Genomic DNA, 17,901 nt, shown 5'->3' with positions numbered 1-17,901 from the left:
TCCACCCTAGGGTGTCATGAGCAAGGTGCTGACGGACGCGTGGTGTGGAGGGCGGGCGACGATGAACCAGATGCCGACGTGGGAGGAGTTCATGGTTCCCACGCTCCGCGTGATGGCGGACGGTGAGATTAGGCACCGACGCGACCTGTGCCCCCTCGTCGCCGAGTATGTAGGACTCACGGCGGAGCAGCGCTCGGTGACGTTGCCGTCCGGTCAGTTGCTCTATGAGAACCGCATCGGGTGGGGGCTGTCGTTCCTTGCCATCGTGGGTGGACTCGAGCGGCCGTCCCGAGGTCGATACGTCATGACTGAGGGCGGTCGCTATCTTCTCGATCGCTTCCCGGACGGGATGCGAGAAGGCGATGTGAACGCTGTCGCGGAAGATCCGTCCACACCGATCCGCCCTTACGAGCCCACCACACGGTCGGCGACCAAGGAAGTACCTACTGCGCCGGCTGAAGCGGTGTCGATGACGCCAACTGAGCAAGTCCAGAGTGGTGTCTCTCGCATTCACGAGGACGTTGCCGAGGAACTCTTGGCGAGGTTGCAGGGCAAGGACGCGGGCTTCTTTGAAGATGCTGTCGTCAAGCTGCTGCTCGCCATGGGCTACGGGGGTACTGGAGGTCGAGGCTCAGTAACTCAGCTGAGCAATGACGGTGGGATCGACGGCGTGATCGACCAGGACGTCCTGGGCTTGAGCAAGGTCTACATCCAAGCGAAGCGCTACGCAGGCCACAACGTGGTGCAAAGGCCTGACGTTCAGGGGTTCGTCGGAGCGCTCGCAGGCAAGGCCGACCGTGGCGTGTTCATCACGACCAGTCGATTTTCGGAGGGTGCGAAGACCTACGCGGAGGCGGTGCCGACGCGGATCATCCTGATCGACGGCGCGCGTCTGACGGATCTCATGATCAGATACGGTATCGGCGTTCAAGTGCGTGAGACGGTCAGCATCGTGGAGATCGACGAAGACTTCTTCTCGTGACCCGAGCCAGGGTCGAGAGCGCCGCAACGCGGAACCACCGCCGAGTTCGGTCGCGCGCACATCGCCGTCAACTGCCCCAAACAACTAGCACCATGCAATCTTCTCGCGTCCACACGGGCCTGTGAAATAGATCCGTGTGCGCGCAGCCTTCAGGGCCGCCGGCGCGCACTTCCTATGCGGCGCCGCGTCGCATGAAATCTACCGTTCGCGCCCGCGAAGCGGTTCGGGTAGCGGCTGAGCGTGTACCACGCGAAGCTCACGATTCGCGCGCGTCAGACTGGTGTAGAGCAGCCCGTGACGCAGGAAGTTGACGGGGAACCGGGCGGGTTCGACCACCACCACCCCGTCCCACTCCAGCCCGCGTGCGTGATCGGGATGGAGAACATCGAGCGAGCGGTTCTCGCGACGCCATCGGTAGGCATGCTGGGGGTGCTTCTTCCATCCCTTCCTGCGCATCACAGTCTCGGTGACGGCGCCTTCCACTCCGATGATCGCGACGGTGCCTTCCGGGTTGTTTCCCAGCAGACTGACGGCCTCGCCGAGCGCTTGCTCATGGACGGCCGCCTCACGCACACGCAGCACGCCCACTTCCGGGCCGCCAGCCTGGATCGACTCGAGCGTGCGCTGTTCCTTGGGTAGCAGGCGGTTCGCGAACGCCATGATCGGCCCTGTCGATCGGTACCCGAGGCGGATCCTGGTCACGGGCGCCTGATCGGCTCCGTCGAGGAGCCCCAGAGCGTTCCCCACGAGTTTCCAACTACCTAGCGCCGCGTCCGACCGCCGCTGATTCATGTCGCCGAGCAGGGTCCAGCGCTCGGTCGTGTTGATCGCGTCGAGAAGCGTCCACTCGATCTCCATGACGTCCTGGGCCTCATCGACGATGAAGTGGTCGAATCCCGCGAAGTCGCGCGTCTTCTCGACATGCCAGCCAAGCGCCGCGAGAAGCGGCACATGGTTGCGCATCGTCCTGGCGATCTCGAACGTCGGAAGGTTGCGCAGGTACCGAGCCCACGTCTCGTCGCGCGTGACCACCCGGCCGTGCTCACCGTTGGCACGCAGGATCTCGTACGCGTGGCGGACTCGCGTGGAGCGCCGGTCGATCTGCGCCGGTCGTCGCTTGAGAATCGAGACGGCGCTGTGAGCCAAGGTCCACAGGTAGCCGTCACCGTCCTCGAGCGTGGTGATCGCCTTGCCTTCGGGGACCTCCTGCAAGCCCGAGAGCATGGCGAGAAGCCGGCGGAGCGAGATCGTGCGCACGTGGTCGTGCCCTTGGTTGAGGTGGTCGATCGCGCCGGACACATGCTCGACGTACTCGTCAGTCGGGCCGACGACCAGCACCTTGTGAACCGTGGCATCCTCGTCTGCATGCGCGTTGTAGTCCTCGCTCACCAGATATGACGCTCGGTGCACGGCGATGATGGTCTTCCCGGTCCCAGGGTGGCCGTCGATGATCAGGTCCTCGTCGCCACGCCGCGTGACCAGGCTGTACTGCTCCGCCTGAAGAGTCGAGAGAACCGAACCGAGTCGCTCGGATCGGGGTGCGGCGAGGCGACGGCGCAGGAGGTCTCCAGAGCGAAGCGTGCGCGACGATGCGGGGCGCGGCTCCGAGGGCTGCGGCGGCGTAGGTGCCGCTTCGTCGATCGGACTACCCGTCTCCTCGGAGTCGCTTCTTTGAGAAGTGGCTGCGGGTATGGGAAGCGGGCGAGGTGGCGCCGGTAGCGGCCTACTCGGGGCGCGAGGTGCGGAGAGGGCCCGCCCCGCGAACAGACGTGTGCCGGGCTCCGCGAGGCGCCACGAGTCCTGGAAGTCCGCGATCATGTCGCTTCGGCGGTCGAATGCTCGAATCCCCGCCACGGAATCGCACAGTGCGTGGCCGCTTTCCCTGTAGAACGTAGCTGCGATCGGAGCGGCCCAGCTGAATACCGTGATCGCGTCGTCCTCGTAGTGTGCAGTGCCGATGTAGTACTCCCCGGACGGGATCGATGCTTGCGCCTGAGTGAGCTTCACGCGACCCGCCACCTCGCCGCGCGGCATGACCGCCACGTGCGCGCGCCCGGTGCCGGTCCAGTTGAAGCTCGCGGCTCCGGCGATCTCAATTCGAGCGCGGTTCTTCTTGTCGAGAGCTCGGCGGTAGATCTCCTCGCGCGCGCGCTCGTTGACGATCTCCTCGTCCCTGTTCATTCCGTCACCTCCAGCGCGCACACGGCAAGGGGAGAGAGCTTGATGGTCGGAGGGGCCTCGTTCTCCAGGCGATAGACAAGATCCTGATACCGCGCCACGGCCTTGCGCTCCATGCCCTGGAAGCCCTTGATCGAGCGGTCCTGCGACCCGCGTTCGAGCGCAGTGGCGATCCGTCGGCGGATGGACGCGAGACGGCGAGCGTGCTGTTCTTCGAGGGTCTCGCGGCGGAGCTGCGACATCGCCGCGTAGTCCGCCTGGATGGTGGCGATCTGCCGCGCGTGTCGGTCGTGCAGGGCATCCATCCCCCGTTGCGCGAGACGAGGCAGTAGTGCCGACTGGATGGCGCTCGCTGACTGCTCCAAGTCTCCACGAGCGAGTGCCGCCAGAAGCGCGGAGGCGACAGGGCCTTCATCGACCTGCCCCGTTGGAGCTACCGCGGTAGCCCAGAGCTCGGACTCCCCTCGCGGATTGACCTGGGCGTGTGCGAGCACCACAAGGTAGGTGCCGGTTGGGACGCTGCTGTCGTGGCGGCGCGCGCGTGCGTGCGCGAAGCGTGCTTGCTTGTTCCCAGGTACGTCGACGGCGGCCATCACTAGTGGGTTGTTCGCGGTGAGCAGGTCGTAGGCGCCGGAACGTGCGACCTCTTGATCGAGTGCGAAGTGCAGCTCAAGCTCGCTCTTGAGTCGAGCTGCGTACGGGTCTGTCTCATGCCGGGTGCGGCGCCCCGACGAGGCCAGCGCCTCGACACGGCGTGCCATCTCGGCATTGCCCTGGACGGTCACCATCGTGCCGTCCGGCGACACCTCGACGCGGGCGCCGCCATCGGTCTCGGCCCAGTCGGCGATCAGGTGCGCGAGTTCCGTCTGCCCAACGTAGCGGCCCGACTTTTCCAGCTCGTCAGCGAGCCCCGCAACCTCGACATCGTTGCCAACGATCAGCCCCGTGGTGGCGTCGGCAACGTCGCGCAGACCTGCCTTGTTCTCCTCGACCGCCGTGAGGAACTGCGTTTCCTTCAGTGCCCTCTCCTGATCGGTCAGGGAGAAGTCGAACGCCTCGCGGAGGACCTTCATCTGGCTGTTGACGATCGGCTCAAGTTGACCGATGGATTCCTCGAAGATGCCGATGCGGTCGAGCACGCGCGCCACGATCCGCTCATCGATGGTCTCGTCGTTGCGGAACGATGCCACCAGTATCTTGCTTTCGCACTGGCCGATGCGGTCGATGCGACCGATGCGCTGCTCGATCTCCATGGGGTTCCACGGCAGGTCGTAGTTGATGACCGCCGAGCAGAACTCGAAGTCGAGGCCCTCGCTTGCCACCTTGTTGGCGAGCACAATGTCGTACGCGCCCGCTCGGAACTCGGTCATCACCTTGCGCCGGCCGTCGCGATTCACGCCGCCGTGGAGCTCCGCGACTCGGAAGCGCGTCATGAGCCGGTTCTTGAGGTACGCCAAGGTCGGGCGCGAGAAGGTGAAGAGAAGCGTGCGTCGCCCCTCGGCGACCATCTGCTCGATCACCGGCACCAGGTGGTCGAACTTGGTATCTACCGTCGGGTAGAGCGCTTCCGCTGCCGCGATCAATTCGCGGTGCGGTCTGACAAGTTTCGACGGCGACAGATCGTCGCGCCGGAGGTCCTCGCCCGCCTCGTCGGTCTCGAGGACGTCGGGGGTCCACTCAAGTACGGCGCGCCGAGCCATCGGCAGACAGGCACTGGCGAGGCGCAGTGGCATCTGCTGTGCGAAGTGCAACGGCATGTTGACCGCCGCTGCACGGTCCTCGCACCAGGTGAGGAACTCGCGATAGAACCGGGACTCCTCGGCGGTCCACTCGACGGGGCGCCAAAGAGGTTCGCGCACAGGCTTCTTCTCGTCGACCTCGGCCTTCTTGGTTCGCGTGATCACCGTGGACAGGGAGTTGAGGTCGGCGATGAGTCGACGTGCCTCGACCACGTTCTCCGGTGTCAGTGCCGGTTTGCCAACGATCGACTTGAGCTTGGCGAAGTCCGGTCGGCCGGCCAGGTAGGTGCTGTAGCGCGATTCCGGCAGGTCCATCAAGGGTGCGAGTCGATCCCGTGCGGTGGCACTCGGATCGGAAAGCAGCCTGCCCGTGGCGTTGAGTGCGGCGTTGGGCAAGAGCCGCTGCTCGAGGTCTTCGGGATCGCTGACGTCTTCCGGCACCAGCAGGTCCAACAGGTTGTAGAGGTCGGACTGGCGGAGATTGATCGGGGTGGCTGTGAGGAAGACGATCGCGTCGCTCCATCCCTGCAGGAGCGCGCCCATCTTGTTCGACTTGGTGCCTGTGTTGCGCATCGCGTGGGCCTCGTCGACCATGACCAGGTCAAGGTCAGGCGGGTTGTCGGCGAGAGGTTCGAGCCCGGACCACGTGCGGAGCCTCTCGAGGCTAGTGACGTACTGGAAGCGCTTGGGCAAGCGGTTCTCGAGGTGCCGGGCCAGGAAGCGGTTCAGGCCCTTGACGTCGAGCTCCTCGAGGTCGAAGCCGAACCGCTCGTCCATCTCCTGCTGCCACTTGCCGACGAGCGATGACGGGCATACGACGAGCACGCGGTTCGCTTGCCCCCGTGCCTCCATCTCGGTCCATACCAAGCCCGCTTCGATGGTCTTTCCGAGGCCGACCTCGTCGGCAATCAGCAAGCGATCCTTGCCGGTCTGGAGCAGCTTGAGGACCGGCTTGAATTGGTACGGCCGGAAGATGGTGCGTGTCGCGCGGAAGGAGTACAGCGTGTCCGAAAGTCGGCTGCTCAACTTGGCCCGGCTGAGCGTGGCGGCGAACCGTGCGACGGGCGCGGGTACCCCCGCGACCCAATCCTCGGGATCGTCGGCGACCTCGGCCCGCGTCAAGCCGGACTCCGGTTCCCACATGGTGGCGCCGTCGACGGTGATCTTGTAGGTCCAGCGACCGTGCGCGAAACGCCGCTGCGTAGGCGTGACCTCGATGCCCGTGCGGCCCTGCTGAAGCCGCTCCATGACTCTGAACTCCGGCACGGCGACCATCTGGGCCTGCTCCCACCAGTGCTCGCCCCACCGCCAAGCTTCTGCCAGCGGGTGGTCGTCTCGGAGTTCGGCCACCGGGACCAATGCGCTGTCGGCGAAGCCGTTGCCGAACGGAATGACGACGGCGAGCGGTTCGTCGATGCCCGAGAAGATGTACGTGCCTGCGGGCAAGGGAACGTCAGTCGCTCCGCTCCACCGGGTCGAGGCGAAGTGTTCGACGATGTCCGGTACGCCTGTGTCCATGATCAGCAACCGCGTCAGCCCCGCTGAAGCCAAAGCGTCGGCGTTCAGATCGAGCGACGGCGTGTAGGTGAAATGGTCCCTGTGCAAGTCTCTATGCCCCTCAGCACTCGATCCGCCACGGCGTGGATCTTGTTCCTAGAGAAGGTATTGGATATGTCTGAGATAAGGAAGATTCAGTGGCCCATCTCACGTGACCGCGCTCGCGGATTCTCCCGGGAGTTGCTCGGACACTCTCTGGCGGCGGCGCATCCCAGACTGCCGCGACCACGGCGTCGTCGGCCGCCTTCCGGTCGGACCGCGCGAGCCTGCGGAAGACCTACGCCAGCATATGTGTCTTGCTCGAGTTAGTCATGATGAAACCACTCTGCCGGCCCGCGACCGCCAGCACCAAGGCAATTCCCATGGCTGCTGCATACATATCATGCGGCCAGCCCACCGGGGCACCTCTATTGGCCCTCGATCACCAGAAACCGTCAGTCCGCTCTCAACACCTACGACACGGGCGTGTTCGGGTTCACCGCTCGTCCGCGTAGCGCGGCGCCAGTGCCTCCATCTGATCCATCACGAGCTTGATCGCCTCGGGCTGCTTATCCGGCGGGTACTTGTATTTCACGAGCAGTCGCTTGATCGATGAACGCAGTTTCGCGCGCACGTCGTCGCGCACGGTCCAGTCCGTTCGCACGTCGCGCTGCATGACCGCGACGAGTTCCCTCGCGATCTGCGCGAGCACGTCCTCGCCCTGGACGTTGACCGCCGCCTCATTGGCCGCGACCGCGTCGTAGAACGCGAGCTCATCGTCCGACAGCGGCGGTGAGAAGTTCTGGCCCCGGGACGCTTCGGCCGCGACTTCCTTCGCCAGTTCTACGAGTTCAGCGATCACCTCGGCAGACGTGAGTTGTTGATTGGTGTATCTGTTCATGATCTCTGCGATGCGCTGTGAGAACGCGCGTTGGCGCACCAGGTTGCCGCGAGTTACAGCCGCGCCGGCATCCGTCAGCGACTTGCGCAGTGCCTCGATCGCGAGGTGAGCGTTGGGGGCGGCCTGCGCCTTCGCGAGGTACTCGGGCCCGAGGTCATCCAGTGCGAGTCGTGGGAGGCCTGCGGCGTCGTAGATGTCGAGGACATCGCCCGGCGCGATCGAGTCGGCGACGAGCGCCCCGAGGAGGCGCGAAATCTCCTCTGGCACGGGCTCGTCGCGCGACTGGCGTTCGATCGCGTCGAACTTGGCCATCCACACCCGTACCTCTTCGTAGAACGCGATCTCGTGGTGCAGTTCCGCGAGACCAGTGCGCCCTGAGGCGAGCGCCCAGGCGCGCGCGAGCTGCCCCGTCGCCGTCCGGTAGCGGGAGGCAAGACGCTCCGGACCGAGGTCTTCCGCGTTCAGCGGGTTGAGCGGGTCGCGCAGGTGGTTCGTCACCGTCGTCGCGGCCGTGCGTAGCGCTCGCGGGCCGCCCTTCGCGAGGATCGCACGCCAGTCGCAGCCGACCAGCATGTCGCGGATCGCAGCCACGAGGTCGCCCGCGATCGCCACGGCCTCGTCGACGTCACGGCCGATGGGCTTCTGTTCCTGGTCGGTGACCGTGTACTCCGACAGCGCCTTGGCGAGGTTGTCGGCCAGTGGCGCATATGCGACGAGGAGGCCGTCCTCCTTGCCGCGGAAGGTGCGATTCACTCGCGCGAGGGTCTGCATCAGCAGTGCGCCCTTGAGCGGCCGGTCGAGGTAGAGCGTGTGCAGCGGCGGGGCGTCGAAGCCCGTCAGCATCATGTCCTTGACGATCACGATCTCAAGCTCGTCCGCGGGATCCTTCAGGCGCGCCTTGATGGCCTTGTTCTCGGAGTCACGGCGGACGTGTTCGCTCACCGGCGGCACGTCCGATGCGGAGCCGGAGTAGACCACCTTGATGCGGCCTGCGTCCAGCGAGTCGGAATGCCATTCCGGTCGCAGCGCCACAATCGCGGAGTACAAACGGGCGCAGATCTCTCGGGTGCCGCCGACGATCAGCGCCTTGCCCGGGGACTCGAGGAACGGCAACATCCGTGCCCGCCGTTCCTCCCAGTGCTCGACGATGTCGGTAGCAAGCTTCTCAATGCGCTCGGGGGCGCCGTAGACGGCATTGACGACGGCGACGGATGCCTCAAGCCGGGCACGCTCAGTGTCATCGAGACCAACCGTGTACTCGTCCGCGGCGCGGTCGATGGCCTCCTCGGTCGCGCCATCGGCGAGCGAAACCCTGATCAGTCGCGGCTCGAAGTACACCGGCACGGTCGCGCCGTCGTCCACGGCGCGGGTGAGATCGTAGATGTCGATGTAGTCGCCGAACACCGCCCGGGTGTCGCGCTCGGCGAGCGAGATGGGCGTGCCGGTGAAGGCGATCAGAGTGGCGTTCGGCAGCGCATCGCGGAGGTGTCGGGCGTACCCGTCGAGGTCGTCGTAGTGGCTGCGGTGCGCCTCGTCGACGATGACGATGACGTTGCGACGGTCGGTGAGCAGCGGATGCTGGGTACCGGACTGCTTCTCCACCTCGGTCAGCCCGAACTTTTGGAGCGTCGTGAAGTAGATGCCGCCCGTGACCCGATTGCGTAGTTCGTCGCGCAGGTGCGCCCGCTCCCGCACCTGCACGGGCTTCTCGGCGAGAAGAAGGCTCTGGTCGAAGGTCTGGAACAGCTGGCCGTCGAGCTCGGTGCGGTCGGTGACGACCACCACGGTGGGGTTCTTGAGCTTCGGATGCCGCGACACCAGGTTCGTGTACAGCTCCATTTCCATGGACTTGCCGGAGCCCTGGGTGTGCCAGACGACGCCGGCCTTGCCGTTCGTCTCAACGGCCTGCACGGTGCTTCCGACAGCTTTGGTGACTGCGAAGTACTGGTGGGGTTTCGCGATGCGCTTGACCAGCCCGTCCGCGCCCTCATCGAACGCGGTGAAGTTGCGTACCAACTGCAGGAACCGCTCCTGGTTGAAGAGCCCGTTGAGCGCGTCGTCAATGGGCTCCACGGAGACGGCGTCCTCAATGCGCGGTTGCTGGAGCGGTGCGCCATCGTCATTTACGTTCCACGGCGCGAAGTGGTTGAGCGGGGTGAAGGGAGTGCCGTACTTCGCCTCCAGCCCGTCGCTCGCGAGGGTGAGCACGCAGAACCGAAACGCCATGGGGAACTCGCGCAAGTAGGTCTGCAGCTGTGCGTGGGCCGGCGCGACGCCGGTGGATGCGGAGCCCGCCCGCTTCAACTCGACGATGACCAGGGGCATGCCATTGACGAAAAGCACGATGTCGAACCGGCGGTGCAGATCACCCTGGCGGATCGTCACCTGGTTCACGGCCAGCCAGTCGTTCTCCGCAGGGTCGGAGCCGAGCAGCCGGAGCCGCGGGTTTCGCTCGACCCCATCGGAGTCGATGTAGGACAACGGGTATCCGGCGACCAGGTACTCGTGGATGCGGTGATTCTCGGTGATCGCATCCTGCGATTTCGGCGCTGCGATCTCAGCGACCGCCTGCTGGAGGTACTCGCCGGGGACGCCGGGGTTGAGGCGACGCAGCGCGTCGAGCAGGCGCGGTCTGATGAGGATGTCGTCCCACGTCTCGCGCTCGCTCGTCCCGGGCGCGATGTCTTCGCCCCTGGCTGGGCGCCAGCCAAGGGGCTCGGCCAGGGTTTCGAGCGCGTCCTGTTCCCAATCTGCTTCAGACAGTGCGGTCACGTCAGTTCTCCAGGTCCTCGGCGTCGATGGTTCATGGATGGTTCGTCTCCCGCGCGACCCTTGGCCGCTCGCGGCGTCGCAGTGCTGCTCATGTGGTGGTGTTTTCTATCGAGCGAGAGACGATGCGGCCCGTTGCCGTGTCGGTGGCCTGGCTTTCGGGCTGTGGTGCCTCGCCGCTGGCAACGGCCGGTCCCACCCGATTCGCGGAAGCCGTCGTCGCTGGCCGTTCGTTCGCGATGCCGTAAGGGATATGCACGCTCGCCGCATGCCTCGACGTGGATTCGAGGTGGCCTCGCTGGTCATCGAAGTAGATATCGGGTCGCATGACCTGCAGGATGGTGCCCTTGTCGATACCGCCGAGGAAGAAGGCGTCGTTGACGGTGACGCCCCACTCCTCGAGAGTGTTGACGGCTCGCTCGTGCGAGGGCGCGTTTCGGGCGGTGACGATCGAGACGCGGAGCCGCGGCTGGTAGTCGGGATTCGTCTGACGATGCTCGCGCTCGACGCTCTGAATCATGTTGAGGTCGCGCAGGAACTCGCTGAGGGGGCCGCGCGCGAGCGGGACGGTCCTCTTCTCCACCTCGTGTTGGTGGAAGGCGGGCAGTCCGCCGCCGCTTTGAAACACCTGCTCGGACTCGTCGCTTGCGATCACACCATCGAAGTCAAGCGCGACTCGCACGGTGTCATCGTCACGACCGGAATCGGCTGACGCCAGTACAAGCCCGGCGGGAAAGCCGGCAGCCATGGCATCACGCACGCTCTGCTCCTGACCCGACAGGAAGAGTGACATCGACAACGCCCCGATGTACTCGTAGGGTGACTCGCCTTGGGTGAAGATGGCGCGGCTGATCGCGAGGCCGTGCGCCTCGATCGACCGCATGACGCGAAGCCCGGTCGAGGGATCATTCCTGGAGAGGACGATCACCTCGACGAGCGGGTCATCGGGGCGTAGATCATTGAGGCCCAACAACTTGCGAATGAATCCGAAGGCAACGCCGGGACCGAGCGTCTCATCGATTCGGCCCGCTTGATAGGTGCGGTACGCCTCTTCGCCATGCGCGCGGAAGTATGCATCGGAGTCCGTCAGGTCGAAGAGCGCGCTCGACGCGATTCCGATGACGAGCCGATGCCCAAGCTCGTATGGCATCAGGCTCCCGCCTCGGATGCCGCAGCCTCAGCGTCGCGAACGCGGAGCTTGCCCGACATGAGCTGGGGGAGCAGCGCGTCGCGGGTCGCTGCGAGGGTGCGGTTTTCTTCGATCGACGTAGCGACGACTTGAAGCAGGGGTGCTATTTGCACCTCCGCGCGGGGTGCCTGCACTTCGTCCCATGCGAGATGGAGGTGGTCGAACGTGGCCTTCGTGATTGTGTCGAACACGGATCCGTGCGCGACGGCTTTGGCACGTTCGGTAGCCTGAAGAACCGCGAAGTAGAGGAGGCTCGGCGGCAAGACGTCTGGGCGGAAGCCGTAGCACGACTGGTTGAAGGAAGCGGGTCGCGCCAGGCGGCCAACCTCACCTACCGTTCCACGTGCCGTCAAGATCACTGACCCCGCGGGCAGCGCCTTGGCCTTGGTTTCAGCAAGGGCCGCTGACGTGATCTTCTCGGCGGTATCGACCACAACGTGGCTAGGGGCGGACGTGATGTCGCGGGCCGATATCCAAAGCTGGTCGCCACCGGCCCAGTAGTCCTCCCGCGCTCGCGCGGGCGTGCCGCCGAGAATCGGGTCGAGCACAGTGCTCATCAATACGCGTGGCCACGTCCGAGTCATCGCGTCGTAGGTGGCCGAGGCGATGCGCTCGGCGGTGGCGGCGAGGGCGGTGTTGGCGGCGATCTTGTCGTCGAGAGCGCCCAGCACCTCGGCGATCGCCTGCTGCTCGGGGAGGGGAGGGCTAGGGACGTTGAGTTTGGCGAGATCGGTGAGGCGGATGCCGGCCGCTGCCACCTGTTCGACGATTGTCTCCATCTGACGGCGGCCCTGCGGTGATCGAAAGTAGTAATACAGGAAGGGGGCGCTCGCCCTGTTGGCGTCTACGCGAGCGCGAATGATCGAACTCTCCCAAGTCGTCGGCGTAGTGACCTCAGCGACGATCGCGCACTTGCCCGCGCCCTCGAGCGTCAAGGAGCGGCGCGCGAAAAGGAGATCGTTCTTCTTCAGGTAGGCCCGATCCTCGGCCGCACTTGGAGCGTTTACCCGGACCATCTCGATGTCGGGCACGCGTGGATACTTAAAGAGCTCGCCCATGTTGAGCATTCGTACGCCGGTCCCGCGAGATGCCGCGGGAATCGTGAATCCGCTTCGTAGCGGCGACTCGAGCAAGTCCGCGAACGCGGTCACGAGAGCCGCCCCATCTGTTCGCGCACGGCCTCGGCTAGCCGCGCCGACTCAACGAATTTCGCCTCGAGCTCGGCCCGCAACCGCGCGAGCTTCTCTTCGATCGGCTCGCCGTCGGCCTCGGCCTCGGCCGCGCCGACGTACCGCCCTGGGGTGAGCGCGTAGTCGGCGGCCTTGATTTCGGCGAGCGTTGCCGAGTAGCAGAACCCCGGAATGTCCGCGTACTCGTCGGGCGCAGCATCCGATTCGACGCCGCGCCACGCGTGGAAGGTGCCTGCGATCTTCGCGATGTCGTCGTCTGACAGGGCGCGCTCTGCGCGGTCGACCATGTGCCCGAGGCCACGAGCGTCAATGAAGAGCACCTCGCCCGCCCGCGCGCCCTTGTCCTTCGCGAAGAACCACACGCACACCGGGATGCCGGTCGAGCGGAACAGCTGGGTCGGCAGGGCGACCATGCAGGACACGAGGTCGGCTTCGACGATCTCGGCGCGGATCTGGCCCTCGCCGCCGGAGTTCGACGACATGGAACCGTTGGCCATGACGACGCCGGCCTGTCCGCCGGGGGCGAGCTTGGAGAGGATGTGCTGGATCCACGCGTAGTTCGCGTTGCCGGCTGGGGGCACGCCGTAGCGCCAGCGGGGGTCTTCTTCGTTGCGGGCCCAGTCCTTGATGTTGAAGGGCGGGTTGGCCATGATGTAGTCGGCCTGCAAGTCGGGGTGCAGGTCGCGGGCGAACGTGTCGCCCCAGCGGGGACCGAGGTTGCCGGTGAGGCCGTGGATGGCGAGGTTCATCTTCGCCATGCGCCAGGTGCGCTCGTTGAGCTCCTGCCCGTAGACGGAGATGTCGCTGCCCTCGCCGTGGTGGGCGTCGATGAACTTCTCGGCCTGCACGAACATGCCGCCCGACCCGCATGCGGGGTCGTACACGCGGCCGCGGGTCGGCTGGAGGAGTTCGACGAGCACGCGGACGACGCCAGCGGGGGTATAGAACTCTCCGCCGCGCTTGCCTTCGGCGGCGGCGAACTTCTCGAGGAAGTACTCGTACACCTCGCCGAGCAGGTCGCGGGCGCGGCGCCCGTCCGTCCCACCCTGGCCTTGGGCGGCGAAGCGCGCGGTGTTGAACAGGTCGACGAGTTCGCCGAGGCGGCGCTGGTCGACGTTGTCACGGTTGAAGATGCGGGGGAGGGTGCCGGACAGTTGCGGGTTGGCCTGCATGACGGCATCCATCGCCTCGTCGATGAGCAGGCCGATCGACTTCTCCGCCTGGCCCATCGCAGGGCCGATGCCCTTGGCGTTCTCGGCGAGGAATCCCCAGCGGGCGTTCGCGGGCACCCAGAACACGCCACGGCCGGTGTACTCGTCGGTGTCGTCGATGAGCTCGGCGATCTGGTCCTCGTCATACCCTTCCCCGACCAGTTCGGCGCGGATGCCGGCCCGGCGCTCGTCGAACGCGTCGGACACATACTTCAGGAACACGAGCCCGAGGATGACGTCCTTGTACTGGGACGCATCCATAGAGCCGCGGAGCTTGTCGGCGGCCTTCCAGAGCGTGTCCTTCAGCTCCTTCATGGTTGACGGCGCCTGTGGGACGACTTTCTGTGCGCGGGGCATGGTGGGTCCTTACTGCGTGGACGCCGCTGCTGCAGCGTGGTTGGTCTCAATCATGGTCACCGCTCCCGACGTCGCACCGGCGACGATCAGGGCGGAATACTCTTCGAGGCGAGCCGCGCGCGCCTCGAGTTCACTGCGGGCATTTGCGACTTCAGCCAGGGCCTGGCGTAGAGGCGCAACGGTGTGCGGGGCGACGCGGCGCAGCATCCATCGCTTCCATGCTCCGGCACCGCCGGGGGCACTCGCGATGTCGGCCGCGACGATTTCGGGGACGAGTCCGCCGGGGTCGCTCGCCGTGATGCGCAGCACGCGGGCGGGGTAGGCAACCACCTTCGAGCCGTCGGCATCGACCCACGCGGCAGCGGTGGGGGACGTGCGGAAGATCACGTCACCGGGTCGGGTGAGCGTCGCGGACGGATGCTGTGCCGCGAACGCGAGTTGATCGACACGCGTGGTCCCGATGGTTGAAGGGTGATCGAGGTCCGATGCCGTGACAACAACTAGTCCCTCGCGTCCCAGCAAGTCAGGGCTGAGCCTCGTACCGCGAATGCGTCGCAAGTGTCGAGCGCCAATCAGTTCGGACACGGATGCGGCCCGCGGGGCGGCATGAGAGTCGGGCGCGATCGGGATCGGGGCGACGTCATCACGCACGGCTTCTGCCGCGATATCTAGGAGCGCGGGAAGATCTGCCACGTCGTTGGGAGCGAACGGGCGCTTCCGGGATGCGGCAGCGACGAGCGAGTCGCTGCGAGCCTGCAGCGACGCCGTCCGCACGAAGGTCGCGAACCGGAAGTGGTGGGCGCGCACATCCCGACCGCTACCCATCCCGGCGATCACATCCGAGACCAGATCGGCGCGGGCGGCGGGGGTGAGGGGATTCTGGCTGAGGTCGGCTACGGCTGTGAATCGCTCCGAGGCCGGAACGTTCCCCGCCGGCGTTCCGAGCACCCACATGGCGAGTGGCTCGCGTGAGGCGCTGTCGACGAGTCCCGGAGGGAGGCGCACGATCCCGCGGACGCGACCGGAACGAAGGATGTGGGCGCGTGCTTGCTCATCCTCAGACGTCAATGGGTCAGTGAGCACCCTCGCAGGGCCGATCACCACCGCTGCGTCTGAATCGCGCAGCGACAGCGCGACCTCATCGACAGCTTGTAGCATCGCGGCCACATCGTCGTCCCGGCGAGACGGAACGCGCGCCACAGCGATGCCACGAGCCGTCGCATCGTCGGGGTCGGCGAGCCAGTGCCCGTCGACGCGAAGCCTGCGTCGCACCCGCCGCGCATCGGCCTCCGCAGGGAGGGTCAGACGCACGTCGTCGCCGAGACTCGCCGCCATCGTCGAGGAGAGCGCGGGATCGCTGGGGTCCAGCACCACGGTGGCGTCGGGAGCCATGAGGGCGCGCGTGGCCTCCATGACCAGGGCAAGCGCATCGTTCACCAGCGGTCCGGCGGACCCTGCCGACCGGTTCGACGCCGCCGAACGTTGAGCGATGAGCGCCAATGCGGCGGACGGTGAGTAGCACGCGTCGATGAGGAGAATGGCGTAGTCGAGCCACGGCGCACCACGACGGACGTGCGCGGTGATCTCGCTTCGCAGCAGGCCGTCGCGAGGGTCGATCGTGGCAGCGACCTCCTCGAGCTTGTGGCTCCCGGGTCCGTGCAGGTCCTCGGAGAGGGCGAATAGCGCGACGAGGGCCTCCAGTTCCGCGACCGCGCCCTCGTCAGAGAAGGAGAAGTCCGTCGGAGTTGCCGCGGCAGCGGCATCCTCGCGTGCTGCCGGGTTGTTGCCATGCCGAGTGCGGACGAGCCATTCGGCCACCTGCTGAACCGCGAACTGGGGCCTTCCGCCCATCTGATGCACCGCAGCAGGAAAGGGATCCCGTGCGGTGGCGAAGCGTGTACGCCACATCGAGGCCACAGGCCGCTGCACGCCAGCCAGGCGGGCAACGCCGGCCAGGTCGATCAGGTGCGAGTGCGCAGTGGGCATGAGACCAAGGTACCGGTAGTGGGTCATTTGTGGTCTGGATTGACTGATAAGACGGCTTATCAAGCGCATTGCCCGGCGCGGTCAGTGCCTGATGCAGCATCTAGCTAGCGGCACACGTCGCAGCCACAGGCGGGGCGCCGCTGGGGGACGCCCCGCCTGTGGCATCCGTTGACACACCTCTTGGAGACGCCCGTGACTGACATCACGCCGAACCACACGCCGAACACGATCAAGTGCCCGAATTGCGGCACCCTCTTCACCATCGATGAGGCGCAGTACGCCGACATCGTCCAGCAGGTCCGCACCGCCGAGTTCGAGGGCGAGCTCCACGCGCGTCTCGCCGCGGCTGAGAAGGCCAAGGAGACCGAGATTGCGCTCGCCGTCGCGAGCGCACAGCAGCAGGCGCAGCAGACGAGCGCTACGAAGGACACCGAGATCCAGCAGCTCAAGGGCGAGCTCAAGGCCGCAGCGGCGAACCAGGAGCTGGCTGTCGCGAAGGCGTTGTCGGCCGCAGAAAAGGGCCTCCTCGAGGCGAAGAGCAAGCTGGAACTGCAGGCGGCCGAGCAGAAGGTCAGGAAGCTGCGCTCAAGGAGTCGCACGCCATGGAACTCGCCGTGAAGGACGAGCTCATCGCCCGCTACAAGGATATGAAGGCGAAGCTCTCGGTTAAGTTGCTCGGCGAGACTCTCGAGCAGCACTGCGAGATCGAGTTCAACCGCATGCGTTCCCTCGCGTTTCCCAACGCCGAGTTCGCCAAGGACAACGACGCATCGGGCGGCACCAAGGGCGACTATGTGTTCCGCGACTTCAGCGATGACGGCGTCGAATATGTCTCGATCATGTTCGAGATGAAGAACGAGTCGGACGCTTCCTCGACGAGGAAGAAGAACAGCGACTTCTTCGCCAAGCTCGACAAGGACCGCAACGACAAGGGCTGCGAGTACGCGGTGCTCGTCTCCATGCTCGAGGAGGACTCCGAGCTCTACACCGGAATCACGGACGTCTCCCACGCGTACCCCAAGATGTTCGTGATCCGTCCGCAGTTCTTCCTGCCGATGATCGCGCTGCTTCGCAACGCCGCCCAGGACACCATCACGGTCAAGGCGGAGCTCGAGCAGCTCTCCAAGCAGAACATCGACGTCACCAACTTTGAGAACGAGCTCGAGGACTTCAAGGCGGCCTTCGGTCGCAACTACGACCTGGCGAAGCGCAAGTTCGACACCGCGATCGAGGAGATCGACAAGGCGATCGACCGCCTGCAGAAGGTCAAGGACGCGCTGCTCGGCTCGGGCAACAACCTCCGGCTGGCCAACGACAAGGCAACCGCGCTCACCGTCAAGAAGCTCACTCGCGGTAACGAGACGATGAAGCAGAAGTTCTCCGCAATCGAGGCGTCCGAGCAGCGGATCGCGGACTGACGACGCAGGTCGGGCGGCGCGTTGAGGCGGTGCCGCCCGGCACGGTCGACACGGAGAGCCCGGCTATTCCGTGCATCGTCCCTCTGAAGGACCGAAGTCCCTAGCCTCCCCGCAGAACACGCCTACCGTCGCAAGAGGAGGCGTGTCATGGACGTCATCCGAATCCTCTCGACCGACGGGCTCGACGCCCTCATCCAGGAAACCCGCGCGCGCGGTTACCGGGGCATGGGGCCCAGCGCGCGCGCCGACGCGATCGTCATCACGGAGATCTGCGGCGCTGCCGACCTCCTACGCGGGGTCGGCGTCCGGCACGACCCGGGCGCGTGCCGCGTTGCACCGCGCCAGGACGGCAAGTTCTCCAGGTTCGCCGCGCCAGCTCAGCCCTCCAAGCCTGTGTTCTTCCCGGTCTAGGAGGCCATCTGTCGCATCCCGGCGGTTGAGGAAG

General features: G+C 65.8%; 11 protein-coding genes. 4 read left to right on the top strand and 7 right to left on the bottom strand.

All coding sequences use genetic code 11. From position 1 onward, the window contains the following. Window positions 1-16 precede the first annotated feature (16 nt). On the top strand, window positions 17-982 hold the full coding sequence (locus QUE44_RS06410; protein WP_286216532.1) for a restriction endonuclease: 966 nt from the start codon (window positions 17-19) through the stop codon (window positions 980-982). A 198-nt stretch (window positions 983-1,180) separates the two neighbouring features. Here the strand turns inward: QUE44_RS06410 and QUE44_RS06405 are convergent, their stop codons facing one another. From QUE44_RS06405 to QUE44_RS06375, 7 genes are all read right to left on the bottom strand, one after another. Next, window positions 1,181-3,163 carry an AAA family ATPase gene (locus tag QUE44_RS06405; RefSeq protein ID WP_286216531.1) on the bottom strand — a complete coding sequence of 661 codons (1,983 nt, stop codon included), beginning with the start codon at window positions 3,161-3,163 and terminating at the stop codon, window positions 1,181-1,183. Beyond that, entirely contained in the window at window positions 3,160-6,504 is a 3,345-nt protein-coding gene (locus QUE44_RS06400) for a DEAD/DEAH box helicase (protein WP_286216530.1), read from the bottom strand. The genes QUE44_RS06405 and QUE44_RS06400 overlap by 4 nt, the downstream gene beginning before the upstream one ends. A gap of 427 nt (window positions 6,505-6,931) precedes the next feature. Beyond that, a complete protein-coding gene (locus tag QUE44_RS06395) occupies window positions 6,932-10,108 on the bottom strand; it encodes a type I restriction endonuclease subunit R (RefSeq protein WP_286216529.1) in 3,177 nt (1,058 codons plus the stop codon). An 88-nt stretch (window positions 10,109-10,196) separates the two neighbouring features. Continuing rightward, complete coding sequence (locus QUE44_RS06390; protein ID WP_286216528.1) at window positions 10,197-11,255, bottom strand: 5'-nucleotidase; 1,059 nt, start codon at window positions 11,253-11,255, stop codon at window positions 10,197-10,199. Further along, window positions 11,255-12,325: a restriction endonuclease subunit S gene (locus tag QUE44_RS06385; protein ID WP_286216527.1), complete on the bottom strand. Its 1,071-nt coding sequence runs from the start codon at window positions 12,323-12,325 to the stop codon at window positions 11,255-11,257. The genes QUE44_RS06390 and QUE44_RS06385 overlap by 1 nt, the downstream gene beginning before the upstream one ends. 116 nt (window positions 12,326-12,441) lie before the next feature. Continuing rightward, the gene (locus QUE44_RS06380) at window positions 12,442-14,052 is read right to left on the bottom strand and encodes a class I SAM-dependent DNA methyltransferase (protein ID WP_286216526.1); all 1,611 of its coding nucleotides are present in this window, start codon (window positions 14,050-14,052) and stop codon (window positions 12,442-12,444) included. A 9-nt stretch (window positions 14,053-14,061) separates the two neighbouring features. Beyond that, a complete protein-coding gene (locus tag QUE44_RS06375) occupies window positions 14,062-16,038 on the bottom strand; it encodes a hypothetical protein (RefSeq protein WP_286216525.1) in 1,977 nt (658 codons plus the stop codon). A gap of 192 nt (window positions 16,039-16,230) precedes the next feature. Between QUE44_RS06375 and QUE44_RS06370 the strand changes: the two genes are divergently transcribed. From QUE44_RS06370 to QUE44_RS06360, 3 genes are all read left to right on the top strand, one after another. Continuing rightward, window positions 16,231-16,656, top strand: a complete 426-nt coding sequence (locus QUE44_RS06370; RefSeq protein ID WP_286216523.1) for a hypothetical protein — start codon at window positions 16,231-16,233, stop codon at window positions 16,654-16,656. Further along, the gene (locus tag QUE44_RS06365; protein WP_286216521.1) at window positions 16,641-17,456 is read left to right on the top strand and encodes a DUF2130 domain-containing protein; all 816 of its coding nucleotides are present in this window, start codon (window positions 16,641-16,643) and stop codon (window positions 17,454-17,456) included. Before QUE44_RS06370 ends, QUE44_RS06365 begins: the two co-directional genes overlap by 16 nt. Before the next feature lie 147 nt (window positions 17,457-17,603). Then, on the top strand, window positions 17,604-17,867 hold the full coding sequence (locus QUE44_RS06360) for a hypothetical protein (RefSeq protein WP_286216519.1): 264 nt from the start codon (window positions 17,604-17,606) through the stop codon (window positions 17,865-17,867). Window positions 17,868-17,901: the final 34 nt, after the last annotated feature.

Source organism: Demequina sediminis (genome assembly GCF_030296675.1).
GTDB classification, from domain to species: domain Bacteria; phylum Actinomycetota; class Actinomycetes; order Actinomycetales; family Demequinaceae; genus Demequina; species Demequina sediminis.
Note: the sequence above shows the minus strand (reverse complement) of the source record. Positions and strands in the feature narration are given on the sequence as shown.